22 protein-coding genes are annotated in these 25883 nt (G+C 64.9%); 9 read left to right on the top strand and 13 right to left on the bottom strand.

What is annotated here, in order from left to right:
• The first annotated feature begins 2 nt into the window (after positions 1–2).
• Positions 3–1358, top strand: a complete 1356-nt coding sequence (gene argG / locus AC1DYS_RS04100) for an argininosuccinate synthase (RefSeq protein WP_477896299.1) — start codon at positions 3–5, stop codon at positions 1356–1358.
• 22 nt (positions 1359–1380) lie between these two features.
• On the opposite strand, the gene tgt is transcribed toward argG, so the two are convergent.
• Positions 1381–2508: a tRNA guanosine(34) transglycosylase Tgt gene (gene tgt / locus AC1DYS_RS04095; protein WP_477896297.1), complete on the bottom strand. Its 1128-nt coding sequence runs from the start codon at positions 2506–2508 to the stop codon at positions 1381–1383.
• A gap of 169 nt (positions 2509–2677) precedes the next feature.
• Between tgt and AC1DYS_RS04090 the strand changes: the two genes are divergently transcribed.
• Positions 2678–3250: a fatty acid desaturase CarF family protein gene (locus tag AC1DYS_RS04090; protein WP_477896295.1), complete on the top strand. Its 573-nt coding sequence runs from the start codon at positions 2678–2680 to the stop codon at positions 3248–3250.
• Positions 3251–3283: 33 nt separating this feature from the next.
• Here AC1DYS_RS04090 and AC1DYS_RS04085 read toward each other — a convergent pair whose 3' ends face one another.
• Together AC1DYS_RS04085 and AC1DYS_RS04080 are read right to left on the bottom strand one after the other, a co-directional pair.
• Positions 3284–5920: a winged helix-turn-helix domain-containing protein gene (locus AC1DYS_RS04085; protein WP_477896293.1), complete on the bottom strand. Its 2637-nt coding sequence runs from the start codon at positions 5918–5920 to the stop codon at positions 3284–3286.
• The gene (locus AC1DYS_RS04080; protein ID WP_477896291.1) at positions 5920–6111 is read right to left on the bottom strand and encodes a hypothetical protein; all 192 of its coding nucleotides are present in this window, start codon (positions 6109–6111) and stop codon (positions 5920–5922) included. Before AC1DYS_RS04080 ends, AC1DYS_RS04085 begins: the two co-directional genes overlap by 1 nt.
• A 504-nt stretch (positions 6112–6615) precedes the next feature.
• On the opposite strand from AC1DYS_RS04080, the gene AC1DYS_RS04075 reads away from it, so the two are divergent.
• Complete coding sequence (locus AC1DYS_RS04075; protein ID WP_477896289.1) at positions 6616–8286, top strand: glycoside hydrolase family 28 protein; 1671 nt, start codon at positions 6616–6618, stop codon at positions 8284–8286.
• A 33-nt stretch (positions 8287–8319) separates the two neighbouring features.
• Here AC1DYS_RS04075 and queA read toward each other — a convergent pair whose 3' ends face one another.
• Positions 8320–9384: a tRNA preQ1(34) S-adenosylmethionine ribosyltransferase-isomerase QueA gene (queA, locus tag AC1DYS_RS04070; RefSeq protein WP_477896287.1), complete on the bottom strand. Its 1065-nt coding sequence runs from the start codon at positions 9382–9384 to the stop codon at positions 8320–8322.
• A 57-nt stretch (positions 9385–9441) separates the two neighbouring features.
• On the opposite strand from queA, the gene recG reads away from it, so the two are divergent.
• A complete protein-coding gene (recG, locus tag AC1DYS_RS04065; protein ID WP_477896285.1) occupies positions 9442–11556 on the top strand; it encodes an ATP-dependent DNA helicase RecG in 2115 nt (704 codons plus the stop codon).
• Positions 11557–11658: 102 nt separating this feature from the next.
• Complete coding sequence (locus AC1DYS_RS04060; protein WP_477896283.1) at positions 11659–12876, top strand: Yip1 family protein; 1218 nt, start codon at positions 11659–11661, stop codon at positions 12874–12876.
• A gap of 18 nt (positions 12877–12894) precedes the next feature.
• Here the strand turns inward: AC1DYS_RS04060 and AC1DYS_RS04055 are convergent, their stop codons facing one another.
• The gene (locus tag AC1DYS_RS04055) at positions 12895–13446 is read right to left on the bottom strand and encodes a hypothetical protein (RefSeq protein WP_477896281.1); all 552 of its coding nucleotides are present in this window, start codon (positions 13444–13446) and stop codon (positions 12895–12897) included.
• A gap of 280 nt (positions 13447–13726) precedes the next feature.
• Here AC1DYS_RS04055 and AC1DYS_RS04050 point away from each other — a divergent pair, with 280 nt between their 5' ends.
• The 3 genes from AC1DYS_RS04050 (at position 13727) to AC1DYS_RS04040 (ending at position 15900) form a co-directional block, all read left to right on the top strand.
• Positions 13727–14647 (top strand): LysR substrate-binding domain-containing protein, encoded by a 921-nt coding sequence (locus AC1DYS_RS04050; protein ID WP_047497213.1) that lies wholly within the window; start codon positions 13727–13729, stop codon positions 14645–14647.
• Between the two features lie 92 nt (positions 14648–14739).
• Entirely contained in the window at positions 14740–15255 is a 516-nt protein-coding gene (locus AC1DYS_RS04045) for a Dps family protein (protein ID WP_477896278.1), read from the top strand.
• Positions 15256–15261: 6 nt separating this feature from the next.
• A complete protein-coding gene (locus AC1DYS_RS04040; protein ID WP_477896276.1) occupies positions 15262–15900 on the top strand; it encodes a DJ-1/PfpI family protein in 639 nt (212 codons plus the stop codon).
• Positions 15901–15959: 59 nt separating this feature from the next.
• Here the strand turns inward: AC1DYS_RS04040 and AC1DYS_RS04035 are convergent, their stop codons facing one another.
• The 5 genes from AC1DYS_RS04035 to AC1DYS_RS04015 form a co-directional block, all read right to left on the bottom strand.
• Positions 15960–17462 carry a SpoVR family protein gene (locus AC1DYS_RS04035; RefSeq protein ID WP_477897266.1) on the bottom strand — a complete coding sequence of 501 codons (1503 nt, stop codon included), beginning with the start codon at positions 17460–17462 and terminating at the stop codon, positions 15960–15962.
• 178 nt (positions 17463–17640) lie between these two features.
• A complete protein-coding gene (locus tag AC1DYS_RS04030) occupies positions 17641–18912 on the bottom strand; it encodes a YeaH/YhbH family protein (RefSeq protein ID WP_477896274.1) in 1272 nt (423 codons plus the stop codon).
• 32 nt (positions 18913–18944) lie between these two features.
• Positions 18945–20867 carry a PrkA family serine protein kinase gene (locus tag AC1DYS_RS04025; protein WP_477896272.1) on the bottom strand — a complete coding sequence of 641 codons (1923 nt, stop codon included), beginning with the start codon at positions 20865–20867 and terminating at the stop codon, positions 18945–18947.
• A gap of 323 nt (positions 20868–21190) precedes the next feature.
• Positions 21191–22084, bottom strand: coding sequence for a ParB/RepB/Spo0J family partition protein (locus AC1DYS_RS04020; protein ID WP_477896270.1), 894 nt, complete (start codon positions 22082–22084; stop codon positions 21191–21193).
• A gap of 29 nt (positions 22085–22113) precedes the next feature.
• Positions 22114–22683, bottom strand: a complete 570-nt coding sequence (locus tag AC1DYS_RS04015) for an RBBP9/YdeN family alpha/beta hydrolase (protein WP_477896268.1) — start codon at positions 22681–22683, stop codon at positions 22114–22116.
• 44 nt (positions 22684–22727) lie between these two features.
• Between AC1DYS_RS04015 and argC the strand changes: the two genes are divergently transcribed.
• The gene (gene argC, locus AC1DYS_RS04010; protein WP_477896266.1) at positions 22728–23669 is read left to right on the top strand and encodes an N-acetyl-gamma-glutamyl-phosphate reductase; all 942 of its coding nucleotides are present in this window, start codon (positions 22728–22730) and stop codon (positions 23667–23669) included.
• 4 nt (positions 23670–23673) lie between these two features.
• On the opposite strand, the gene AC1DYS_RS04005 is transcribed toward argC, so the two are convergent.
• Genes AC1DYS_RS04005 through AC1DYS_RS03995 form a run of 3 tightly spaced genes read right to left on the bottom strand, consistent with a single transcriptional unit; the run spans position 23674 to position 25880 of the window.
• Positions 23674–24465 carry a GNAT family N-acetyltransferase gene (locus AC1DYS_RS04005; protein WP_477896264.1) on the bottom strand — a complete coding sequence of 264 codons (792 nt, stop codon included), beginning with the start codon at positions 24463–24465 and terminating at the stop codon, positions 23674–23676.
• Positions 24465–25235: a ParA family protein gene (locus AC1DYS_RS04000; protein WP_477896262.1), complete on the bottom strand. Its 771-nt coding sequence runs from the start codon at positions 25233–25235 to the stop codon at positions 24465–24467. Before AC1DYS_RS04000 ends, AC1DYS_RS04005 begins: the two co-directional genes overlap by 1 nt.
• 33 nt (positions 25236–25268) lie before the next feature.
• A complete protein-coding gene (locus tag AC1DYS_RS03995) occupies positions 25269–25880 on the bottom strand; it encodes a LysE family transporter (protein ID WP_477897264.1) in 612 nt (203 codons plus the stop codon).
• Positions 25881–25883: the final 3 nt, after the last annotated feature.

The raw sequence follows: 25883 nt of genomic DNA, 5'->3' as shown, positions 1-25883 counted from the left end.
GCGTGGCAGCCACCATCCTCCAACACCTTCCCGCCGGCGAACGCGTCGGCATCGCGTTCTCGGGCGGCCTGGACACCAGCGCTGCGGTGCACTGGATGCGCAAGAAGGGCGCTGTCCCCTGCGCCTACACCGCCAACCTCGGCCAGCCCGACGAGAGCGACTACGACGACATCCCCCGCAAGGCCAAGGCCTACGGCGCCGACATCGCCCGCCTGGTCGACTGCCGCGCGCAGCTGGTGGCCGAAGGCATCGCCGCTATCCAGAGCGGCGCCTTCCACATCAGCACCGGCGGCGCCACCTACTTCAACACCACCCCCCTCGGGCGCGCTGTGACCGGCACCGCGCTGGTGGTAGCGATGAAGGACGACGGCGTGCACATCTGGGGCGATGGCAGCACCTACAAGGGCAACGACATCGAGCGCTTCTACCGCTACGGTTTGCTGGCCAACCCGGCCCTGCGCATCTACAAGCCCTGGCTCGACCAGACCTTCATCGACGAACTGGGCGGCCGCAAGGAGATGAGCGAGTACCTCATCGCCAACGGCTTCGACTACAAGATGAGCACCGAGAAGGCGTACTCGACCGACTCGAACATGCTGGGCGCGACCCACGAGGCCAAGGACCTGGAGTTCCTGAACAAGGGCATGCACATCGTCAACCCGATCATGGGCGTGGCCTTCTGGCGCGACGACGTGGCCGTGAAGAGCGAGCGCGTGTCGGTGAGCTTCGAAGAAGGCCGCCCAGTCGCGCTGAACGGCGTGCGCTTCGGCAGCACGGTGGCGCTGTTCGAGGAGGCCAACAAGATCGGCGGCCGCCACGGCCTGGGCATGAGCGACCAGATCGAGAACCGCATCATCGAGGCCAAGAGCCGCGGCGTGTACGAAGGCCCCGGCATGGCGCTGCTGCACATTGCCTACGAGCGCCTGGTCACCGGCATCCACAACGAAGACACGATCGAGCAGTACCGCGCCAACGGCCGCAAGCTTGGCCGCCTGCTGTACCAGGGCCGCTGGTTCGACTCGCAAGCCATGATGCTGCGCGAGAGCGCCCAGCGCTGGATCGCCCGCGCCATCACCGGCGAGGTGACGCTTGAGCTGCGCCGCGGCAACGACTACACGCTGATGGACACGGTGAGTCCCAACCTCACCTACAAGCCCGAGCGCCTGTCGATGGAGAAGGTGGAAGGCGCCTTCCAGCCGATCGACCGCATCGGCCAGCTGACCATGCGCAACCTCGACATCGCCGACACGCGCGACAAGCTCGGCATCTACGCCCGCGCCGGGCTGCTGGGCGACCAGAGCGAAGGCAGCCTGCCGCTGCTCACCAACGACAAGCACGGCGACACGCCGGCGACTTGATCCTAAATCGCCGGCAGCGGCGCTAGACGCCGCGCGCCCGGTCGGCCTTGAACTGCAGCACGAAGGCCGCGAGCCGGCCTTCGTCCAGCGCCTCGCGCATCTCGCGCATCAGGTTCAGGTAGTAGTGCAGGTTGTGGATGCTGTTGAGCATCGGCGACAGCATCTCGCCGCAACGGTCGAGGTGGTGCAGGTAGGCCCGCGGGAAGTTCTTGCAGGTGTAGCAGCTGCACGTCGAGTCGACCGGCGTCTCATCGGTCTTGTAGCGCGCGTTGCGCACCTTCAGGTCGCCAAAGCGGGTGAAGAGGTGACCGTTGCGCGCATTGCGCGTGGGCATCACGCAATCGAACATGTCGACACCCGCTACCACGCCTTCGACCAGGTCTTCGGGCGTGCCCACGCCCATCAGGTAGCGCGGCTTGTCGGCCGGCAGCCGGTGCGGCGTGTGCGCGACGATGCGCTGCATCTCGGGCTTGGGCTCACCGACGCTGACGCCGCCGATGGCATAACCCGGCAGGTCGAGCTCGATAAGCGACGCCAGTGACTCCTCGCGCAGGTTCTCGAACATGCCGCCCTGCACGATGCCGAACAAGGCGTTGGGGTTCTCGAGCTTCGTGAACTCCGCGAGGCAGCGGCGCGCCCAGCGCAGGCTCAGCTCCATCGAGATGCGGGCCTCGCGCTCGGTGGTGAGGTGGCCCTTGGTTTCGTAGGGCGTGCACTCGTCGAACTGCATCACGATGTCGCTGTTGAGCGCGCGCTGGATCTGCATGCTCACTTCGGGCGTGAGGAACAGCTTGTCGCCGTTGACCGGCGACGCGAACTTGACGCCCTCTTCGCTGATCTTGCGCATCTCGCCCAGGCTCCACACCTGGAAGCCACCGCTGTCGGTGAGGATGGGCTTGTTCCACGACTCGAACCGGTGCAGCCCGCCGAACTGGTTCAGCACGTCGACGCCGGGGCGCAGCCACAGGTGGAAGGTGTTGCCGAGGATGATCTGCGCACCCATGTCTTCGAGCGACGCCGGCATCACGCCCTTCACCGTGCCGTAGGTGCCCACCGGCATGAAGATCGGCGTCTCGACGACGCCGTGGTTGAGGGTCAGGCGGCCACGGCGGGCTTCGCCTTCGGTCTTGAGCAGTTCGAACTGGAGCATGGCGCAATTGTCTCAGGCCACATTGGCAGCCGCGGAGTCAGCCCCTCCGAACCCACCGGTATCACCGCAAGCTACTGCATCGCTTTCGCTTGAGCACCAGGCCCCCTCTGCGCACCATGCGCTCACCTTCATGTGAAGGGGCAAAGAAAGAGCGACAGAGATGGGTGCAATGGGAGGTTCCACGTGGTGCGGTCTGGCGGCCGCGGTGTTGCTGGCCGACTTCTTCTCGGGCCTGGTGCACTGGGCCGAAGACGCCTACGCCCGCGTCAAACCGCAGCGCAAGCTGATGCTGATCAACCAGATCGCGCTCGACAACGACCTGCACCACCGCCGTCCGCGCGACTTCCTGGCGCGCAGCTGGTGGCAGAGTTCGTGGGACCTGGCGTTCGTGGGGGCGCTGGTGCTGACGTCGTCGTGGGCACTCGGCTGCCTGAATGCCGCGGTGCTGGTGTTCGCCGTGCTGGTCGTCAACGCGAACCAGATGCACAAGTGGACGCACCAGAACCCGCGCGAGAACCCGTGGTGGGTGACGCGCCTGCAGCGCGCCTATGTGTTGCAGACGCCGCGCCACCATGGCCGCCACCACCAGGGCGACAAGAACTCGCACTACTGCGTGGTGACGAACTTTCTCAACCCGCTGCTCGAAGAGGTTTCGTTCTGGCGCCGGCTGGAGCGGCTGGTCGAACGCCTCACGGGCCGCCGCCCGGCGAATGCGGCGGCCGCATTGCCTCGCCATGGCTGAAGCAGCGGTCGCGCTGCGCCATGTCCACGCCGGCTAACGACCTTTTGACGCGGCGACCAAGCCGGTGGGGCCGATGCGCTCCAGCGCACGCCGCGTGCGCTGGAGTTCGCGGTTCTTGTCGAGCAGCTCGGCATGCGTGAGCGCCAGCGCGTCGCGGGCCGACTCGAGCCGGTGGTAGACCGTCGCGTTGTCCAGCGCGACCGCGCTGTAGGCGCTCAGGCTGCGCAGCACCAGCTGCTCGCGCTCTCCGTAGGCAGCGGCGTGCGGCGACTGGACGGTCAACACGCCAAGGACCCGGGTTCCGGTGCTCAATGGCGCAAACAGAGCGCTTTGCGACGGCAGCGTGCCGGGGATGCCGACGACTGCGTTGCCCATCTGCTCGATGTAGATCTCGCGGCACTCGCGAGCACAGCGCGCGACGTTCGTGAGCGGGTCGTCCAGCGCCACGCGGACGGTCGGCAGCGGCACGCCGGCCTCCATGCCGAACGCCAGCTCGAGCGTCGTGCCACTGGGGTCCATCAGGAACACCGCCAGCGACGACGCATCGAGCAAGCTGTGCACGTGGCGCTCGAGCGCCACGAAGATGGCGCCTGCTTCGAGATGCCTTGTGATCTCCTGGCCGATCGTGCCCATGCGGGCCAAGGTCGCGTTGGTCTGCGCGAGCGCCTCCGCGCGCTCGGCGTGCGCCGCCGCCAGTGCCTGGTGGTGCTCGCTGTCGGCACGCGCCTGCTCGGTGTCATGGCGGATCTTCATCGCGATCGCGCGGCTCTTGATCTCGGTCGACTGCGCCTCGGCATGCGAGGCCCGGCTGCGAACCTGGTACGCATAGGCCTTGGCATGGTCGCCGAGGCGGGCGTATTCGGTGGCGAGCGATTCGAGCAAGGCGGCCGGCACGGTCAGCGGGTTGTCGGTGCTCTGCTTGGCGAGCGCGCGCAACAGGTAGTGAAGCACCAGGCTCGGCTCTGCCACCGCTTCGTTCGGCAGGTCTGGGTGGTCGCGATGGATGGTGGCCAGCGCTTGCAGCAGGAGGTACTGGTAGTAGTCGTTGTTGTGTGCCTCGGCGAAGTTCAGCGCCGCCAACGCCGTATCACGGGCCTCGACAGATCGCCCAAGGCTGGAGAGCGCGGTGGCGCGGCCGATCAACGCGTCCATCTCATACGTGACCAGCCGCCGCGCGCGCGCTTGCAAGGCCGATTGCTCGAACGCAGCGAGCGCGTCTGCATGTTGCCCGAGCGCCAGTTGCACGTCGCCACGGTAGCGCTGCGCCATCATGGCGACGCGGCTGCCCGGGAATGCCGCCAGCAGTCGCTGCGCCTCATCCAGCAGACCGACCGCTTCGGCTGGACGCTTCAGCATGATGACGACGGCGGCAGCTTGTGCCAGAGAAGCGCCGAGGCTGAGCGGCCAGCCGGTGGCGCGCGTCGCGGTCAAGGCCTCGGTCAGCCATTGAAGCGCCGCCTCGTTGTCGAAAAGGTTGGCGAACATGGCACCGGCATTCCCGGTCTCTCGCGCGACATCCCGCAACTGGCCCGTCTTCGCATACAGGTCTCGCGCCGCCACTGCGAACCGCAGCCTTTGGGTACGGTCGCCGCGACCGCCCGCCCAGGTTGCCTGAACATAGTGGCAGACCGCCCGGACACCTGGGCCACACGCCTCGAGCCAGTGCTCGATGTGCAACGCCCACTTCGTCTCGGCGTTCGCGGCGCGCTGTTGCGCCTCGGCCAATGCCAGCTGCAGTTGCAGCAACGGATAGCGCTCCTTGTCACCGAGCGCTTTCGCCTTGGCGAGAACCGCGTGCACGCTGGCGTCGAGGCTGGCGGGATCGTCGCGGTCGGCGGCAATGGCGGCCTGCAGCAGCGCGGCATCGCACTCGCCCACCGGGTCTGCGCAGCTGTCGAACACCGACGCGGCCTGTTGCGCCATGTCCATGGCCACGTGCAATTGGCCGAACAGCCACTTGGCCTCGCCGCGCACGAGCATCAAGCGCGCACGGGCACGCATCGCGTCGGTGTCGCTGGCGGCGCCCAGCAGCGCATCGGCCTCATCGGCCAGCACCAGCGCGCGTTGGGTGTCGCGTTGGCGCAGGTACCAGGCCAACCTGAGCAGCATCTCCAGCCGCTCCGTGCCACGCAAGACCGGCAAAGCGGCCGTCCAGGCGGCCACTTCGTCGTTCAGCGCAAAGAAACTGATGGGCGCCGGCGTTGCAGCGCGGGCACTGTTGATGCCCAACGGGGGCGTGCTCGCCGCCTGGACGACGGACGAGAGCACTGCAGATTTCCGCGTCGGCGCGGGGCCGGTTGATGGTGCCGGTTCACTCGTGTTGGGCTCGTCTCTCGGTGCGAGCGGCACGTTGACGATTCTGATGTCGCCGATGAAGCGGTAGCCCACGCGGTGCGTGGTCTTGATGAGAGACGGGCCATCGGCCGTGTCGCCGATGGCCTTGCGGGCGCGGCTTGCAGCGCGGGCCAGCACACCATCGGAGAGTGTCTCGCCGTCCCACACCTGCGCGATCAGCTCGGACTTGCTCACCACGCGGTCACGCCGCTCGATCAGGCAGACGAGAAAGTCCAGCACGCGCGGCTCGATTCGCTGCGGCTCGCCGCGCAGCCACAGGTCACGGGTGGCCGTGTTGAGGCGGCAATCGGCAAAGCAGTATTCGACCGGGTTCATCATCTCGTCCAAGGAAGTTCGTCGTCCACGAAGGCGCCGGCGCCGCCGAATGCAGCCTCACCGCTGGATTGGGCCGCTTCCAGCCGCACCAGGCGGCAAACCCCAACCTCACCTTTCTCGCGACCAGCATCTGCCCTCACGGTCAACGCCCAGCCGAAGGTCTGCAACAGCTCGGCCGTGACGAGGCTCACGGCGCTCGCTGCACGACGGCAACGCTCATCGCGCCGGTGAGGGCGCGCGACCCGAACGGCAAACGCATGGTGATGTCTCGTGGCAGAGGAACGCGGCGAAGTCGACCGTCACCCGTGTGGCGGCATGATTTGCCGTTGCGTGGACGCTCTTCGTCTTCGGCAGGAAGAGACAACACCATCGGGCTGGCGCGACTGTAGAAAATCGCACCGCCGCAGAAATGATCGCTCGCTGATGAATTCATGACGGCGCTGCGCAGCGCGTGTCTGCGTGCGCTCGGTCACGTTCTGCGTCGCGCAACGGCCGGAGCACCCTCGTCATGGGTACCGAATTGAGCCATGCCCGTGCTTGAGGGGACAACGGGATTGGGCAGCGTCGGGACGGACAGACCCGGGTCATCGGTCCGTCAGAAATCGATCATGTCTTTTCGCAATCGCCTGCCTATCCTGCGCGGACGAAGGGCAACTTCCTCCTCCCCTTCGCCTCCCAACAAAGGTTTAGAAATGATGCGTCACCCCTCAGCGCGACAGTTGATCGCCCTTTCATTGGCTGCCGCGCTGCTGGCCGGTCTGTCAGCTTGCGGCGGTTCTTCTGAATCGGCGGATGAGGCTTCGGCGTCGGTCGCCCAGGCCGCCGACTCCGCGCCCACCGAGCGCGCCCAGGCTGTCACTGCGTTCAACCCCACGCTGCCGGTCGAGCCGAAGCTGCCGACGAACAGCGTGTGCGCGTCGCTGTCGGCCACGCTCACCCAGAGCGGCGGCAAGCTGCCCGACTCGGTCGACTCGAGCCCTTCGAAGTCGCAACCGGATACCGAGCGCATTCAAAAGGCGATCGACGCCTGCGGCATCGGCAAGGCGGTGCGCCTCGTGGCGAATGGGAATGCCAACGCGTTCCTGTCCGGTCCGCTGGTGCTGAAGAGCGACGTCACGCTGTGGGTCGATACCGGCGTCACCCTGTTCGCGTCGCGCAGTCCGGTTGACTTTGACAACGGCGGCGGCAACTGCGGCAACGCAGCGGGCGACGGCAAGTCCTGCTATGCGCTGATCCGGCTGAAGAACGCCGCCAACAGCGGCGTGGTCGGCGACGGCGTCATCGACGGCCGCGGCGGCAGCGTGCTGACCTCGGGCGCACAGGCCGGCAAGATGACCTGGTGGGACGTGGCCAACCTGAACGAAGCGACCGGCAAGAAGCAGAACAACCCCCGGCTGATCAACCTGATGGGCGGCAGCAACTTCACGCTCTACCGCGTGACCCTGCAGAACTCGCCCAATTTCCATGTGGTGGTGAGCGGGCTCAACGGCCTCGTGGCCTGGGGCGTCAAGGTGTTGACGCCATCGCTTGCCTACACCGTGGCCAACTACGCGTGTGCCGCCGGCACCATGCCCGACCCCACCACGGCGGCGACCAAGCCGAGCACCTGCTTCACGCCGGGCACGGCTGCCAACACCGATGGCATCGACCCGGTCGAGAGCAGCAACGTGACGATCGCGTATTCGTACATCAGCACGGGTGACGATCACATCGCCATCAAGGCCGCCGACGCGGCGACCTCGAAGGTCTACGTTGCCCACAACCACCTCTACTACGGCCACGGCGTGTCGATCGGCAGCGAGACGACCAAGGGCGTGAGCAGCGTGCTGGTTGACGACCTGAGCGTCGACGGCTTCGACGACGTGCAGTCCAACGCACTGCGCATCAAGACCTACGACTCCGTCGGAGGCGACGTCAGCGGCGTGACCTACAAGAACATCTGCGCGCGCAACGTCAAGCAGCCGCTGATCTTCGATCCGTACTACAGCTCGGGCAAGCACACCAATTCGCCCAACGTGCACGACATCGCCATCAGCGGCATGCACGTGCTCGCCAGCCCGAAGTTCGGCGCCGGCAAGGTGATCTTCCGCGGCTACAACTACGGCAGCACGGCCAACCTGCTGACGATGAAGCTCGATAACGTGGTGTTCGACTCGACCGGCTTCCTCACCTCGGCAGGCAAGAAAGGCGGCCCGACGCAGCCCGACTACGCCACGCTGACCCTAGGGCCCGGCCCGGTCACCATTCCTTTCGTCGCTTCGTCGGCATCCAAGTTCAGCCTCGTCGACTCACGCAAGGGCACCGCGGCCGCCATCGACTGCAGCAGCGCATTCGTGAAGTTCCCTTCGGCGAACTCGCCGATCTGAACGCCCGCACGGCGCGTCACGCGCCGTCGGCGGCTACGGCATGCGCGACAGCAGCATCGCGTCGCCGTAGCTGAAGAAGCGGTAGCGCTGCGCGATGGCGTGGCGGTACAGCGCCATCATGTGCTCGTGGCCCGCGAAGGCGCTGACCAGCATCAGCAGCGTGCTCTTGGGCAGGTGGAAGTTCGTGATGAGCGCGTCCACCACGCGGAAGCTGAAGCCGGGCGTGATGAAGATGTCGGTGTCGCGGCTGCCGGCCTGCAGGCGGCCACCACGCGCCGCCGACTCCAGCGCCCGCAGCGTGGTGGTGCCCGCCGCCACCACGCGCCCGCCAGCGGCATGCGTAGCCTCGATTGCCTCGACCGTGGCCTGCGGCACATCGAACCATTCGCTGTGCATGCGGTGCTCGGCCAGGTTGTCGGTGCGCACCGGCTGGAAGGTGCCGGCGCCGACGTGAAGCGTCACGCTCGCGCGGCGGACACCGCGCTGTGACAACGCGAGCAAGACCGCTTCGTCGAAGTGCAGCGAGGCGGTCGGTGCCGCCGCAGCACCCGGTTTTGCGGCGAACACAGTCTGGTAGCGGCGCTCATCATCGGCGTCATCGGCATGCGTGATGTAGGGCGGCAGCGGCACGTGGCCGTGCTGCTCGATCAGCCCGAAGGGCTCGGCCGGGAAGCGCAGGTGGAACAGTGAGTTGTCCGGTCCGCCGCGGCCGAGCATCTGGGCGTCGAACTGCCTCGCGCCGTCACTGCTGACGAAGCGAATGGTCGACCCGGGCTTGGGCGACTTGCTAGCGCGCAGGTGCATCAGCACCTCGTTGTTCGGTAGCACGCGCTCGACCAGCGCCTCGACCGAGCCGCCGGTGGCCTTGCTGCCCAGCAGCCGCGCCTTGATGACACGCGTGTCGTTGAACACCAGCAGGTCGCCTTCGCGCAGCAGGCTGGGCAGGTCGCGAAAGCTGCGGTCTGCCGGCAACGCGGTGGTGCCGTCGAGCAAACGCGAGCCGCTGCGTTCGGCCGCGGGGTGCTGAGCGATGAGTTCGGGTGGGAGGGTGAAATCGAAGTCGGCGAGCGTGAAGCTGCGCGAGGTCTCAGGTGACATGCCGTTGAGGGGAGGACTTGTCCCCGTGCCAAGGTGGAAGAAGGGCAAAATTGTCCCATGCCCACCGCCTCCCCCTCTGAAGCGCGCAAGGAGAAGTCTGCGCCGCAGAAGGCGATGGAGAAGCTCGGGCTCGTGCGCGACATCGACCTCGCGCTGCACATTCCGCTGCGCTACGAAGACGAGACGCGCATCACGCCGATCAGTGCGCTGCGCGATGGCGATACCGCACAGGTGGAAGGCGTCGTCAGCGATTGCCAGGTGCAGTTTCGCCCGCGCCGGCAACTGGTGGTGAAGCTGAACGATGGGAGCGATGAACTCTTTCTGCGCTTCATCCACTTCTACCCCAACCACCAGAAGACGCTGGCTGCCGGCAACCGCGTGCGCGTGCGCGGCGAGGCGCGCGGCGGCTTCTTCGGGCTGGAGATGGTGCACCCCAGCTTCAAGAGCGTGGACAGCGAGACGCCGCTTGCGACCGCGCTGACGCCCGTCTACCCGAGCAGTGCGACTCTGCCGCAGGCGTATCTGCGCAAGGCGGTGACCTCGGGGCTGCAGCGCGCTGACCTGTCGGAGCTGATCCCGCCCGCGCTCGTGCCAGCCGGCTTGCTGAGCCTGCGCGAATCGCTGCGCTTTCTGCACCAGCCCACGCCCGATGTGAGCCTGGCCACGCTCGAAGACAAGACCCACCCGGCGTGGCAGCGGCTGAAGTTCGAAGAGCTGCTGGCGCAGCAGCTCTCGCAGTTGCAGGCCAAGAACGAGCGGGCCTTGCAGCGCGCACCGCGCTTCACCGTGCGCGCCGGCGGCTTGCATGAGAAGCTGCTGGGCGCCCTGCCCTTCGGCCTGACGTCGGCGCAACGCCGCGTGGTGGAAGAGATCGCGCTCGACCTGCAGCGCGACATCCCGATGCACCGCCTGCTGCAAGGCGACGTGGGCTCGGGCAAGACCGTGGTGGCGGCACTCGCGGCGACCGTGGTGATGAATGAAGGCTGGCAGTGCGCGCTGATGGCTCCGACCGAAATCCTCGCCGAGCAGCACTTTCGCAAGCTGGTGGGTTGGCTGGAACCGCTGGGCATCCAGACCGCGTGGCTCACCGGCAGCCGCAAGGGCAAGAAGCGCACCGAGATGCTGGTGCAGGTCGCCTCTGGCGACGCGAAGCTGGTGGTGGGCACGCACGCCGTCATCCAGAGCGAGGTGCAGTTCGCGAAGCTGGGCCTCGCCATCATCGACGAGCAGCACCGCTTCGGTGTGGCACAACGGCTGGCCTTGCGCGACAAGCTTGTCGCGCATTCCGATTTCTCCGACAAGCTTTTTGCGCATTCCGAATCCGAAGGTTCGCGGCGTCAGCAGCCGCTCGAGCCGCACATGCTGATGATGAGCGCCACGCCCATCCCGCGCACGCTCGCGATGACGCTGTTCGCCGACCTCGACGTGAGCACGATCGACGAGCTGCCGCCGGGCCGCACACCCATCGTCACGAAGGTGTTCAGCGACGGCAAGCGCGAGAGCGTGATCCGCACCATCGCCGAAGAAGTCGGCCGTGGCCGGCAGGTGTACTGGGTGTGCCCGCTGATCGAAGAGAGCGAGAAGCTAGACCTGCAGAACGCCACCGCCACGCACCAGCAGCTGAGCGAAGCGCTGCCCGGCGTGCTGGTCGGCCTGTTGCATGGGCGCATGCCCGCGGCCGAGAAAGCCGCGGTGATGGCGCTCTTCACGCAGGGCGAGATGAAGGTGCTGGTGAGCACCACGGTGATCGAGGTGGGCGTCGACGTGCCCAATGCCAGCCTGATGGTGATCGAGCACGCCGAGCGCTTCGGCCTGAGCCAGCTGCACCAGTTGCGCGGGCGCGTGGGCCGCGGCTCGGTGGCGAGCGTGTGCGTGCTGCTCTACACCTCGCCGCTGTCGGACACCGGCAAGGCACGGCTGAAGGCCATGGTCGAGACCAACGATGGCTTCGAGATTGCCCGCCGCGACCTCGAGATCCGCGGGCCCGGCGAGTTTCTCGGCGCACGCCAGTCGGGCGCGCCGCTGCTGCGCTTTGCCGACCTGACACTGGATGAGCCGCTGGTTCACAAGGCCCGCGAGGCGGCCACGCAGCTGCTGGCCACGCAGCCGCACATTGCCGAGCAGCACGTGGCGCGCTGGCTGGGCAGCAAGGCGGAGTACCTGAAGGCCTGACTGGTGACGATGGGCGTGTGACCTTGGTCCCGTGGCAAGCGTGGTCGCGGCCTGTAGATTCGCCGCTGGCGTCGTGCCACCCTGCCTTGTCGGAGACACCCCATGAACCTCGTCCAGCGCGTGCAAGACATCTTGCTCAAACCCAAGCCCACCTGGCCGGTGATCGAGCAGGAGCAGGCCGATGTGGCTGGCATCTACCAGCGCTACCTGATCTTCATCGCCGCGATCCCTGCGGTGGCAGGGTTCATCGGCATGTCGGTCATCGGCGTGGGCGGCTTCGGCATGCACATCCGCATGCCGTTCATGTCGGGCCTGGTGAACATGGTGGTGAGCTACGGCTTGTCGCTGCTGGTGGTGTTCTTGCTCGCGCTCATCGTGGATGCGCTCGCGCCCACCTTCAACGGCAGCAAGAGCCAGATCAACGCGTTCAAGCTGGTGGCTTACGGCAGCACCGCGGGGTTCGTCGGCGGCATCTTCAGCCTGATCCCGTCGCTGGGTGTGCTGGGCCTGCTCGCCGGGCTGTATTCGATCTACCTGATCTACACCGGCATCCCCGTTCTGATGAAGTGCCCGCAAGAGAAGGCCGGCGCCTACACGGCCGTGGTGATCGTGTGCGGCATCGTCGCGTCCCTCATCGTGGGCGCCGTATCGGCCGCCGTGATCCCGGGGCGTGGCTTCGGCGGAATGATGGGCGGCATGACGCGCGATGCGGAGATCCAGATCCGCACCGCCGATGGTGCCGTCAGCGTCGACACGTCGAAGATGGAAGAGTTCGCCAAGCAAATGGAGGACGCCAGCAAGCGCGTCGAAGCAGCGCAGAAATCGACCGACCCCGCAGCTGTCGGCACTGCACTCGGCGAGATGATGAGCGCCATGACCGGCGGCGAACCCATCGCCGCAGACTCACTCAAGACCGCGCTGCCAGAGCGCGCAGGCGACCTGAAGCGCGACAGCGTGGAGGCAGAGTCCAGCAAGATGGGCTCATCCGCCAAGGCGACCTACGCTGGCGACGACAAGCGCCTGAACTTGTCCGTCACCGACGTCGGTGGCACCGCCGGCCTGGCCGCGCTCGGGTGGGCCGCCGCCATCACGCTCGATCGCGACACCGATGGCAAGGTCGAGCGCGTCTACAAACAGGGCGCGCGCACCGTGCACGAGGAATACCACAAGGACGGCAGCCAGGGCGAGTACACCCTGATCCTCGCCAACGGTCTGATCGTCGAGGCGAAAGGCGAGCGCGTCGACCAGTCGGCGCTGAAGTCCACTGTCGAAGGGCTGGACCTGGCGCGGCTCGAATCGCTCAAGCGCGCCAAGTCCTGACCGGCGCCGCGCGGTGCATCAGGTGCCGAAGTGCATCTGGTACTTGGCGCCGTCGGAGAACTGACAGGCGCCCGTGCCCATGGCCGGGCCGGTGATCAGGTATTCGCACTGGGCGTTGACCCCCTTGCTGCCGAATGCATTGGCGATGCCGCGGCGCCCGTTGAAGTTGCGTTGCGACAGGCCCAGCACGTCGTTGTAGATGCGGCCGAAGGCAGCGTAGTTGGCGTCGACGCGCGTGGCTTCGCCCTGCAGCGTGTCACCCAGGTAGCTCAGCGTGAAGCTGCCGCGGCCGGTGTTGTTGTCGACCACCACGGCGGTGATCAAGCCGCCCTTGTTGGCTTGCGGATTGAGGGGGTACAGGCGTGCGCTCAGCACCGTGGGCTGCGGCGGGCCGGGAGGCGCAGGAGGCGTGACCACGGTGACATTGCCACTTGACGGCGTACCGTAGGTATCGCGGGCGATCGGGTAGCCCTGCCCGGTGCGCGGGTCGATGGGCACGACATAGCAGGCCGACAGGCCGAGCGCAGTCAGGGTGGCGAGGGCCAGGTTTCGCGGGCGCGATGGACTCATACGGGCTTTCGATGCGCGGCACATGCCGCGGCCCGGAGAATCGTTCCGGCTCCGAGACCAGGCAAGCGCGAAGGTAGGCAGTATCGAAAGGTGATGCCGACAGGCGCATGACGCGAGACACCGGCTCGGCTATTCTGCGGGCCATGACATTGACCGAGTTGCGTTACATCGTTGCTGTCGCCTGCGGAGGGCGAAAGAGGGGCCCCGCCGCAGGTGGGGATCGCAGCCCGCAGCAGGCGGTGGGCGACTGCAACGCACGTATCTGCGAGCGAGCCCGACCATGACGCTGACAGAACTGCGTTACATCGTTGCTGTGGCCCGAGAGAAGCACTTCGGTCGAGCCGCGGAAGCTTGTTTCGTCTCGCAGCCCACACTCAGCGTGGCGATCAAGAAGCTCGAAGAAGAGCTCGACGTGAAGCTCTTCGAGCGCGGCGCCAACGAGGTGAGCGTGACGCCACTGGGCGAAGAGATCGTGCGCCAGGCGCAGTCGGTGATCGAGCAGGCGGCCAACATCAAGGAGATCGCCAAGCGCGGAAAGGACCCGGTGTCGGGCCCGCTGCGCCTGGGGGTGATCTACACCATTGGCCCGTATCTGCTGCCCGACCTGGTGAAGCAGGCCATCGAGCGCGTGCCGCAGATGCCGCTGATGCTGCAGGAGAACTTCACCGTCAAGCTGCTCGAGATGCTGCGCACCGGCGAACTCGATTGCGCGATCCTCGCCGAGCCCTTTCCCGACGCCGGCCTGGCGGTGGCGCCGCTGTACGACGAACCCTTCATGGTGGCCGTGCCCTCCACGCACCCGCTGGCCAAGCGCACGAGCATCAGCGCCGAAGAGTTGAAGAAGGAAACCATGCTGCTGCTCGGCACGGGGCACTGCTTTCGCGACCACGTGCTCGAGGTCTGCCCCGAGTACGCGCGTTTCTCGAGCGACGCCGAGGGCATCCGCAAGAGCTTCGAAGGCTCATCGCTCGAGACCATCAAGTACATGGTGGCCTCGGGCATGGGCGTGACCGTGGTGCCGCAACTCAGCGTACCGAAAGATGCCCAGCCGCATGTGCGCTACGTGCCGTTCACCGAGCCCGTGCCCACGCGGCGCGTGGTGTTGGCGTGGCGGCGTACCTTCACGCGCTACGAAGCGATCGCCGCACTGCGCAATGCCATCTATGCCTGCCCGCTGGAAGGTGTGCAGCGGGTGTCTTGACCCTGGCAGCATCGAGCCACGATTGCACGCCCGCCCTGCTCGCCCATAGACTGCACCCATCGACTGATAGTCCCACCTCACGGAGAACAACTTTGGCCAAGAAATCCAACATCCCCGCGCCTGCCAGCGGCCCGGTGCAGATCAACATCGGCATCAGCGAGAAAGACCGCCGCGCCATCGCCGATGGCCTGAGCCATCTGCTCGCCGACACCTACACGCTCTACCTCACCACGCACAACTTTCACTGGAACGTGACGGGGCCGATGTTCAACACGCTGCACCTGATGTTCATGGGCCAGTACACCGAACTGTGGAATGCCGTCGACCCGATTGCCGAGCGCATCCGCTCACTGGGCCATGCCGCCCCGGGCTCATATGCCCAGTTCAGCGCGCTGGCGTCGATCGAAGACGTGCCGACCACGCCGCCCAAGGCGCTGGACATGGTACGCATCCTCGTCACCGGCCACGAGGCCGTGGCACGCACGGCCCGCGGCATGTTCCCGCTGGCCGACAAGGCGGGCGACGAGCCCACCGCAGACCTGCTCACGCAGCGCCTCACGGTGCATGAGCAGACTGCGTGGATGCTGCGCAGCCTGCTCGAAAGCTGAGGCGCCATGAGTGAGGCTGCAGCCCCCGCTCCAACGCGGGTCGCGATCATCACCTTCGACGGGTTCAATGAACTCGATTCGTTCATCGCACTGGGCCTGTTGAACCGCCTGCGTCCTCAGGGGTTCACGGCGGAGATCACCGGCCCGTCGACACGGTTGACGTCGATGAACGGCGTGACGATCGAAGCGCAGCAGCCGCTCGAGTTCGCGAACGAGGCCGAGGTGGTGCTGTTCGGCAGCGGCATCTACACCCGCGCCATCGCCGAGAACTCGGCCTTGCTCGACCGCTTCACGCTCGATCCGCTGCGGCAGCTAATCGGCGCGCAGTGCTCGGGCACGCTGCTGCTCGCACGGCTCGGCCTGATCGGCAACATGCCTGCGTGCACCGACCTCACCACCAAGCCCTGGGTCGTGGAAGCCGGCGTGCGCGTCGTCGACGAACCGTTTCATGCACGCGGCCCGGTCGCCACCGCGGGCGGCTGCATGGCCTCGCAGTACCTGGCCACCTGGGTGATGCTCAAGCGCGCCGGCCTGCAGGCGACCGAGCAGGCGCTGCACTACGTCGCGCCGGTGGGTGAGAAGGACGAGTACGTGAAGAAGCTCGTCGGCGTGGTGCAACCCTTCATCAGCGAAGAGCTGGTCTGACGGCATTGCAGCCGCGCGGCTTGCGCCGCGGGCGTGCTGCAAGCCAGCCGAAGAGCAGATCAAGTCGCGGCGGGCGTTACCGTCCAGCGGCGCTGCACTTCACCGGCACCGTTCACGCTTTCGAGGTGAACCCCGAAGCCCCACAAGCGAGCGACATGCTTGAGCACCTCGTTCGCGCCGTCGTGTAGCGGGCGGTCGTTGTGCTGCGCATGACGCAGCGTGAGTGACCGGTCGCCACGCAGGTTGACGCTCCACACCTGGATGTTGGGCTCGCGCGCACCGAGGTCGTACTGGTGCGACAAGGCTTCGCGCACTCGGCGGTAGCCGCTGTCGTCGTGAATGGCAGCGACTTCGAGTTCGTCTTCCTTCTCATCGTCGAGGATGGAGAAGAAGCGGAACTCGCGCATCAGGTTGGGTGAGAGGTACTGGCCGACAAAGCTCTCGTCCTTGAAGTTGCGCATCGCATGGTCGATGGTCTCGAGCCAGTCTTTGCCGGCGATGTCGGGGAACCAGTGGCGGTCTTCGTCGGTCGGGTTCTCGCAGATGCGCTTGATGTCGGTGTACATCGCAAAACCCAGTGCATACGGGTTGATGCCGCTGTAGCCACGGTCGCCCACGCGCGGCTGGTACACCACGTTGGTGTGCGACTTGAGCCACTCGATCATCATGCCGTCGGACAGGTAGCCGTCGTCGTACATGGTGTTGAGCAGCTTGTGGTGCCAGAACGTGGCCCAGCCTTCGTTCATCACCTGGGTCTGCCGCTGCGGGTAGAAGTACTGCGCCACCTTGCGCACGATGCGCACGATCTCGCGCTGCCACGGCTCGAGCAGCGGTGCGTTCTTCTCGATGAAGTACAGCAGGTTCTCCTGCGGCTCTTCGGGGAAGCGGCGGGCCTGCGCTTCTTCGGCCGCCTTGTCGGCCTTGCGAGGCAGCGTGCGCCACATTTCGTTGACCTGCTGCTGCGCGTAGGCCTCGCGGTCCTTGCGGTCGGCCAGCTCTTGCGCGAGCGACTTGCGGCTCGGCCGGCGATAGCGGTCGACGCCGTGGTTCATCAACGCGTGGCAGCTGTCGAGCAGCTCTTCGACGGCATCGAGGCCGTAGCGCTCTTCGCAGTCGGTCACGTAGTTCTTGGCGTAGACCAGGTAATCGATGATCGAGCCCGCATCGGTCCACATGCGGAACAGGTAGTTGCCCTTGAAGAAGCTGTTGTGGCCATAGGCCGCATGCGCGATGACCAGCGCCTGCATCGCCATCGTGTTCTCTTCCATCAGGTAGCTGATGCAAGGGTTGGAGTTGATGACGATCTCGTAGGCCAGGCCCATGTGGCCGCGCTTGTAGTTCTTCTCGGTAGAGATGAACTCCTTGCCGTAGCTCCAGTGGCGGTAGTTCACCGGCATGCCGACCGACGCGTAGGCGTCCATCATCTGCTCGGCGGTGATGATCTCGAGCTGGTTCGGGTAGGTGTCCAGGCCGTAGCGCGCGGCCGTGGCCTTGATGATCTCGTGGTAGTGCTCGATCAGGTCGAACGACCAGTCGCTCGGCGATGGCAAGGGCTCGCGCATGCGAACCGGTGCCGTGATGTCGGCAGCGCGGCGGCGCGGTGCGCCAGCCCACTGCTCCCTGCGACGCTCTTCACCCCACGGGGTATCCACATGGACGCTCATGACAACACCTCGTTCGCCACATTCGGCGATTGGCTCTCAAAGAAGGTAGCGCCCGGCTGCGAGAACGCTGTTGGCTTCATGCTGCGGCCCCTTCCTTCTTGAACAGTTGCCGGAACACCGGGTAGATCTGCGACGCGTCGGTCACCTTGCGGATCGCGAAGTCTTTCGACTCTGCTGCAAGGGCCGCGTACTCGTCCCACAGATTCTGTTCTTCCTCGGCCACCTGCACGTACGCGAAGTAGCGGCAGAGCGGCAGGATGTTGTTCTGCAGCAGTTCGCGGCAACGGCCACTGTCGTGGTGCCAGTTGTCGCCGTCGCTGGCCTGTGCGCCGTAGATGTTCCACTCGCTTGTCGGGTAGCGCGCCCTGGCCACCTCTTCCATCAGCACAAGCGCGCTGGAGACGACCGTGCCGCCGGTTTCGGTGGAGTGGAAGAAGTTCTGCTCGTCCACCTCTTGCGCTTGCGTGTGGTGGCGAATGAAGACGATGTCGATGCGCTCGTAGTGCCGTGTCAAGAAGAGATACAGCAAGATGAAGAAGCGCTTGGCCAGGTCCTTGCGCGCTTCGTCCATCGAGCCCGAGACGTCCATCAGGCAGAACATCACGGCCTTCGACGTCGGCACCGGCACGCGCACGCGGCTGCGGTAGCGCAGGTCGATGGGATCGAGATACGGAATGCGGCCCAAGCGCAAGCGAAGCGCCTCGATTTCTTTCTCGAGCGCGAGGATGGCTACTTCGTTGCCGGTGGGATGGGCCTTGAGTTCGGCCAGCTCTTCTTCGAGCTCTCGCAGGTCACGCCGTGAGTTGCCTCCGAGTGCGATGCGCCGGCCGATGGCGCCGCGCATCGAACGCACCACGTGCAGGTTGTTCGGCGTGCCGTCGCTGCTGTAGCCGGCGCGGTGGGTCTTGAATTCTGGCGTCTCGGCGAGCGTGGTGCGCGTGAGGTTGGGCAAGGCCAGATCGTCGAAGAAGACCTGCATGAACTCTTCCTTGCTGAGGTGGAAGACGAAGTCGTCGTCCCCCTCGCCGGAATCGCTGGCCTGCCCGCCACCCCCACCGCCTCCGCCGCCTTTCGGCCGCTCGATGCGGTCGCCGCGCACATAGTCCTTGTTGCCGGGGTGCACCATCTCGCGCTTGCCGCCCTGGCCGTGGCCGAAGACCGGCTCGGCGATGTCGCGCTTGGGGATGTGGATATCTTCCCCTTGCGCCATGTCGCGAATGCCGCGCCCGTCGACAGCACGCTTCACCGCCTCGCGGATCTGCTCCTTGTGGCGACGCAGAAAGCGCTCGCGGTTGCCGATGGACTTGTTCTTTCCTGCAAGCCGCCGGTCGATGATCTGCTGGAGCATGCTGGCCTTTCTGTACTACCGGGTCCTGTCGCTCAAGAACTCTTGCGAACGCGCAAATACCATTCGCACAACAGCCTCACCTGCTTCGGCGTGTAGCCCTTGGCCACCATGCGGGTGACGAAGTCCTCGTGCTTCTTGGCTTCGTCGGCACTCGCCTTGGCGTTGAAGCTGATCACCGGCAGCAGCTCTTCAGTGTTGGAGAACATCTTCTTCTCGATCACCGTGCGCAGCTTCTCGTAGCTCGTCCACGTCGGGTTGTTGCCCGAGTTGTTGGCTCGCGCGCGCAGCACGAAGTTCACGATCTCGTTGCGGAAGTCCTTCGGGTTGCTGATGCCGGCCGGCTTCTCGATCTTCTCGAGTTCGGCATTCAGCGAGCCGCGGTCGAACACTTCGCCGGTGTCGGTGTCGCGGTACTCGTGGTCCTGGATCCAGTAGTCGGCGTACGTGACGTAGCGGTCGAAGATGTTCTGCCCATACTCGCTGTAGCTCTCGAGGTACGCGGTCTGGATTTCCTTGCCGATGAACTCGGCGTACTTGACCGCGAGGTGCTCTTTGATGAACGCGAGGTACTTCTGCTCGGTCTCGGCCGGGAACTGCTCGCGCTCGATCTGCTGCTCGAGCACATACATCAAGTGCACTGGGTTCGCTGCGACCTCGGTGCTGTCGAAGTTGAATACCTTCGACAGGATCTTGAAGGCGAAGCGCGTGGAGACACCGCTCATGCCTTCGTCGACACCCGCGTAGTCGCGGTACTCCTGGAAGCTCTTGGCGCGCGGGTCGGTGTCTTTCAGGTTTTCACCGTCGTACACCAGCATCTTGGAATAGAGGCTCGAGTTCTCCGGCTCCTTGAGGCGAGTGAGCGTGGCGAACTGGCTCATCATCTTCAGCGTGCCGGGGGCGCAGGTCGCTTGCGCCAGCGACGAACCGCGCAAGAGCTTTTCGTAGATCTTGACCTCTTCACTCACGCGCAGGCAGTACGGCACCTTCACGATGTAGATGCGGTCGAGGAAAGCCTCGTTGTTCTTGTTGTTGCGGAAGGTCTTCCATTCGCTCTCGTTGCTGTGCGCGAGCACGACACCATCGAAGGGAATGGCGCCGAAACCTTCGGTGCCCTTGTAGTTGCCTTCTTGCGTGGCAGTCAGCAGCGGGTGCAGCACCTTGATGGGCGCCTTGAACATTTCAACGAACTCGAGCAGGCCCTGGTTGGCCAGGCAGAGACCGCCAGAGTAGCTGTACGCGTCGGGATCGTCTTGCGCATAGGTTTCGAGCTTGCGAATGTCGACCTTGCCGACGAGTGACGAGATGTCTTGGTTGTTCTCGTCGCCCGGCTCGGTCTTGGCAATGCCCACTTGCTTCAGCACCGACGGGAAGCGCTTCACGATCTTGAACTTGCGGATGTCACCGCCGTATTCGTCCAGACGCTTTACGGCCCAGGGTGACAAGATGCGCTGCAGGTAGCGACGCGGAATGCCATATTCCTTCTCGAGGATCGGGCCGTCTTCGGCAGCATCGAACAAGCCCAGCGGCGACTCGTTCACCGGCGAACCCTTGATGGCGTAGAAGGGAACCTCTTGCATCAGCGACTTGAGCCGCTCGGCGATCGATGACTTGCCGCCACCCACCGGCCCCAGCAGATAGAGGATCTGCTTCTTTTCTTCCAGGCCCTGTGCAGCGTGACGGAAGTAGGACACCACCTGTTCGATGGCGTCTTCCATGCCGTAGAACTCGGCGAAGGCCGGATAGATCTTGATGACCTTGTTGGCAAAGAGCCGAGACAGGCGCTGGTCGTTGCGCGTGTCGATGCTCTGTGGTTCGCCGATCGCCTTGAGCATCCGCTCGGCGGCAGTGGCATACGCAACGGGGTTGCGTTTGCATTCGGCGAGGTACTCTTCGAGTGAGAGTTCCTCTTCACGCGTACGCTCGAAACGAGCGGCGAAATGGCTGATCACATCCATGCTGACCTCCTAGATCTCAGGAAGACGATGCCGGGGGCCACCTCGGCATCGTCTGGGGAAGTTCTGATGAAGCCCAGTTCAGGCTCCATCAGAGCTTTCCTTGTCGTCAGCCGCTTGTGATCAAGCTTGAGTCATTGTGAGAGCAATCATGCGTTGATAAGAAGCGAAATATCACCGTTGTTCAAGCTTTGCAAGGAGTGTGCCGCTTGAACGACTTGGCTGCGACTTCAACCCGATGTTCCCTCATGCAAGGGAGGGCTGAAAGCGAAACAAAGTTCCTCATGGAATGTGCCGTCAACCAACGGCATGGCGCCAAGATACGCCTATGCATTCGACAAGCCAAGTTTTTCGAGCAATCCGTTGAGTTCATCCAACGATCCGAATTGAATGGCCACCTCGCCTTGCTCGCCGCGCTTGGTCCGCTTCTTCACGCGGATCTCGACCTGCGCAGTCAAGGCATCAGACAGCTCTTCTTCGATGCGAGAAATATCGCGTGATTTCTCTTTGGCCATGCGCAGCAGGGGCTTTTGCCGCGATGCAGCAGCCTTGGTCACGAGCCGCTCGGCTTCACGTACGCTGAGTTTCTTGCCGACGATCTCTGCGGCTGTGAGTATTTGTTGCGCACCTTCCAAAGGCAGCAGTGCACGTGCATGCCCCATGTCGATGTCGCCTGCCATCAGCATCTGCTGCACGGGCTCAGCCAAATTCAACAGACGCAGCAGATTGCTGGCCGCACTGCGCGAGCGGCCCACGGCCTGTGCGGCCTGTTCGTGCGTGAGATGGAATTCGTTGACGAGACGCGCGATGCCTTGCGCCTCTTCAAGCGGGTTGAGGTCTTCGCGCTGGATGTTCTCGATGAGCGCCATCGCGGCCGCGGCTTCATCGGGAACGTCTTTCACCAGCACTGGCACTTCGTCGAGGCCGGCCAGCTTGGCGGCACGCGTGCGGCGTTCACCGGCGATGATCTCGAAGCGGCCCGAGCCCACGGGCCGCACGAGGATCGGCTGCATGATCCCCTGCGCCTTGATGCTTTCGGCCAACTCGTAGAGCGAGCCTTCGTCCATGCGCGTGCGCGGCTGGTACTTGCCAGGCTGCAGTTGCGCGAGCTTCAGCGTGTGGGGGATGCCATCGGAAACCGATGCGGGGTTGTCATTGACTTTGGGGCCGAGCAGCGCTTCGAGGCCCAGGCCGAGGCCTTTGGGTTTCTTGGTGACCATGGGCGCATTCTGTCCGATCGGGCTCGGGCTCACTCGCTGCTCCCGACCAAGGCCTGCAGCATCGCGCGACCGTGCGACCAATCTCCAAGGCCCGACTCGCCATTGATGTGCCCGCGCGCGCCCACCGACGTCAGCTCGCTGCCCCAATCGGCGGCCATCTCTGCGGCCCGCTCCGGCGCGCAATACGGGTCGTCGCCGCTCACCACGGCCAGGCTCCGAAACGGCATGCGCTTGCGCACGATGGGCCGCCACGTCGTCAGTTGGGGCGGCATGTCTTCGCTTTCGATATCGGGCGGCGCCACCAGCATGGCGGCCATCACACGATGCGTTTGCTGCGAGTGGGCGGCCCAGGCTGCCACCAGTTGGCACCCCAGGCTGTGCGCCACAAGCACGGCGGGGGTGTCGCCCTGCATCAGCACTTCTTCGAGACGCGACATCCAGTCGCCGCGTTTGGGCCACAGCCAATCGTCCTGTTCAACACGGCAATCACCATGCAGTTGCTCCCAGCGGCTTTGCCAATGGGTCTCGTCGGAGTTCAGCCACCCTGGCAGCAACAACACCCGCGTGCTTACCAAAGGCAAAACCTCAGTGCTTGTCATGCGCGTGCTTTATCCTTGTGGTTCGTTGAATTGAAGGTGATGACATGACATACCGGGTGTTCGTAGATGGTCAAGAAGGCACGACCGGGCTGCGCATCAACGAGTATCTCGCTGGCCGCAGCGACATTGAAGTGCTGCGGATCGCGCCCGAGCGCCGCAAGGACGCAGACGAGCGCGCACGCCTGCTGAATGCTGCAGACGTTGCGTTCCTGTGCCTGCCCGATGCGGCCGCGCGCGAAGCCGTCGCGCTTGTCAACAACCCGAACACTTGCATCATCGACGCCAGCACCGCGCACCGCACCGCGGCCGACTGGGCCTTCGGCCTGCCCGAACTGGCGGCAGACCAGCGCGACAAGATTCGCCGCAGCAAACGCATTTCCAACCCGGGCTGCCATTCCAGCGCCTTCATCTTGCTATTGCGCCCGCTGGTCGATGCGGGCCTGGTGCCTGCCGCCCTGCCGATCAGCGCCAGCTCCATCACCGGCTACTCTGGCGGTGGCAAGAAGATGATCGAGCAGTACGAGGCCGGCGACGACCCGCTGCTCGATTCGCCCCGCCCCTATGCGCTGACCTTGTCGCACAAGCACATTCCCGAGATGGCCACGCACACGGGCTTGCAGGCCAAGCCGATCTTCATGCCGATCGTCGGCAACTTCCTGAAGGGCTTGAGCGTGAGTGTGCCCTTGCATCTTTCGCAATTGGCAGCCGGCACCACGCCAGAAAAACTGCAACAGGCGCTGGCAGAGCGCTATGCCGGTGAGCGCTTCATTCGCGTGCTGCCGATTCGTGACCCTGCAGCGGTTGAAGCAGGTTACTTCGACGTTCAGGCCTGCAACGACACCAATCGCGTTGACATCTTCGTCTTCGCGAACGACACACAAGCCATCCTGATGGCCCGGCTCGACAACCTCGGCAAAGGCGCGAGCGGTGCGGCGGTTCAGTCGATGAACGTCCACTTGGGCGTGGACGAGTCGCTCGGGCTCTGAGCCGTCAAACCTCGACCGCCGTCGTGCGGTAGTGATAAGCGTAGCCGTCGGCAAAACCCAGCCGGTGGTACACAGCGCGTGCGGGGTGGTTGTCGCCTTCGACTTGCAAGTAGGCATGGCGAGCACCGCGTTCGCGCGCATGCACCAGCATGTGCTGGCACAACTGCCGCGCACAACCGTGCCCGCGGGCCGCAGGCGCCGTGAACACGTCGTACAGGCCCACCAGATCTGCCTCGATCGCGTACTGGCCACAGGCCAGCACTTCCCCGTGCGACCGCAGCTCAAAGGCGTAAAACGGAACCGGCGAATGCAACAGGCGCTCCGCATGGGCCTGGCGCTGAGACAAGGGCGAACCCCGCAGTCCACCGACCCGCTGGGCAAACACTTCCAACCCGACCGCGTGCACAGTCAACCCTGCTGCCAGGACCACAGGCGTCAGTTCGTTCAAGCCGGCCAATGCCATCACCCGCGTGTCATCGATGCTGCGCAAGCCCATGGCTTCCAGCGTCTCGTCAAGGTGGCGCGGCAAGGTGAATGGCGTGATGCGCACCACCATCGGCAACTTGGCTTCCACATAGACCTGCTGACAGAACGCCAGTCGTTCGGCCACGGGCAAGCGGCCGTCAGCCACCGCGTTGATGCAACGGGCGCGCTTGGCCTTGCCCGCCGAGAAGCGAACCAGCCAACCATCGACCCACCGCTGCTGAGGTGGGGCACTGGCGTTCAAGCCGGCATCTTCGATGCGTGACAACAAGGTGCTGTCGAAGCGGTCATTGGGTGCGAGGGGGCCGCTCATCAAATCACCTTGATGCGCTCGACCATCTCGGTCGCGAATTCGACAAATGCCTGTGCGCCGCGGGATGCAGGGTCGAACACCACGCCGGGCAGGCCGTAGCTGGGCGCCTCGGCCAAGCGAACGTTGCGGGGAATCACGGTGTTGAACACCTTGTCGGCAAAGTGCGCCTTCAGCTGTTCGCTGACCTGCTGTTGCAGCGTGATGCGCGGGTCGAACATTACCCGCAGCAGGCCGATGATCTGCAGATCCGGGTTGAGATTGGCGTGAACCTGCTTGATCGTGTTGACCAAGTCACTCAGGCCTTCAAGCGCAAAGTACTCGCACTGCATGGGCACGATGACTCCGTGTGCGCTGCACAGGCCGTTTAGCGTGAGCAGGCTCAGGCTTGGCGGGCAATCGATCAGCACGAAGTCGTAGTCGCCGGTGACTGCGCTGATGGCACCCTTCAACCGCTTGTCGCGTCGTTCGAGTTCGACCAATTCCACTTCGGCACCGGCCAACTCGCGGTTGGCACCGAGCACGTCGTAACCCACCTTCTCGCTGCGCTGCCGGGCTTCGGCGATGGTGGCCGATTCGAGCAACACATCGTAAACGCTCAGCTTGAGCGCGCGCTTGTCGACCCCGGAGCCCATGGTGGCGTTGCCCTGTGGGTCGAGGTCGACCACCAGCACGCGCTGGCCGATCTTGGCCAAGCCCGCCGCCAGGTTGACGGTGGTGGTGGTCTTGCCGACGCCGCCCTTTTGGTTCGCGATGCAGAAGATGCGGGTCATGGGCAATCCGGTGGGTGAGAGGGAAACATCGAATCAGTTGGTGGCGAGGCGAATGCCAAAGGCCACCAGGAAAACACCGGCCAGCCTTTCTAGCCAGCGGGCAACGCGCTTGTGCGTTTTGACCTTGCGCGACACTGCGCCGGCGAAGGCACACAAGGTCAAGCAGTACACCAGGGTGATGAGCGCGATCGTGGCGGCCATCGCCACGAAGGTCACCGCACCTTGGTGGGTCGTCGGATTGATGAAGAGTGGAAAGAAGGCCATGTAGAACACGATGGCCTTGGGGTTCAGCAAGGTGATCAGCAAGCCTTGGCGCAGGTAGTGCCGCGGTTCGATGCGAATCGGTGAGGCGGCGCCCTCCTTTGCAAAGATGAGCCGCAAGCCGATCCAGGCCAGGTAAGCAGCGCCCGTGTATTGCACCAAGCGAAAGGCCAGCGGATGYGCGACCAGCAACGCTGCCACGCCGGCGACTGCCAGCCACAGCAGCACTTGGTCACCGAGAATCAAACCCAGGGTGGCGGAGGCTCCAGCGCGAAACCCACCCTTGGCCGTCGAGGTCAGCAACGCGAACGTTCCCGGTCCGGGCAATGCCAGGAACAGCAGAATGGCCAGACAGAAGTTGTCAAAGTTCGAAATACCGAACAAGGT

The organism is Rhizobacter sp. P2_G4, assembly GCF_056403575.1.
Note: the sequence above shows the minus strand (reverse complement) of the source record. Positions and strands in the feature narration are given on the sequence as shown.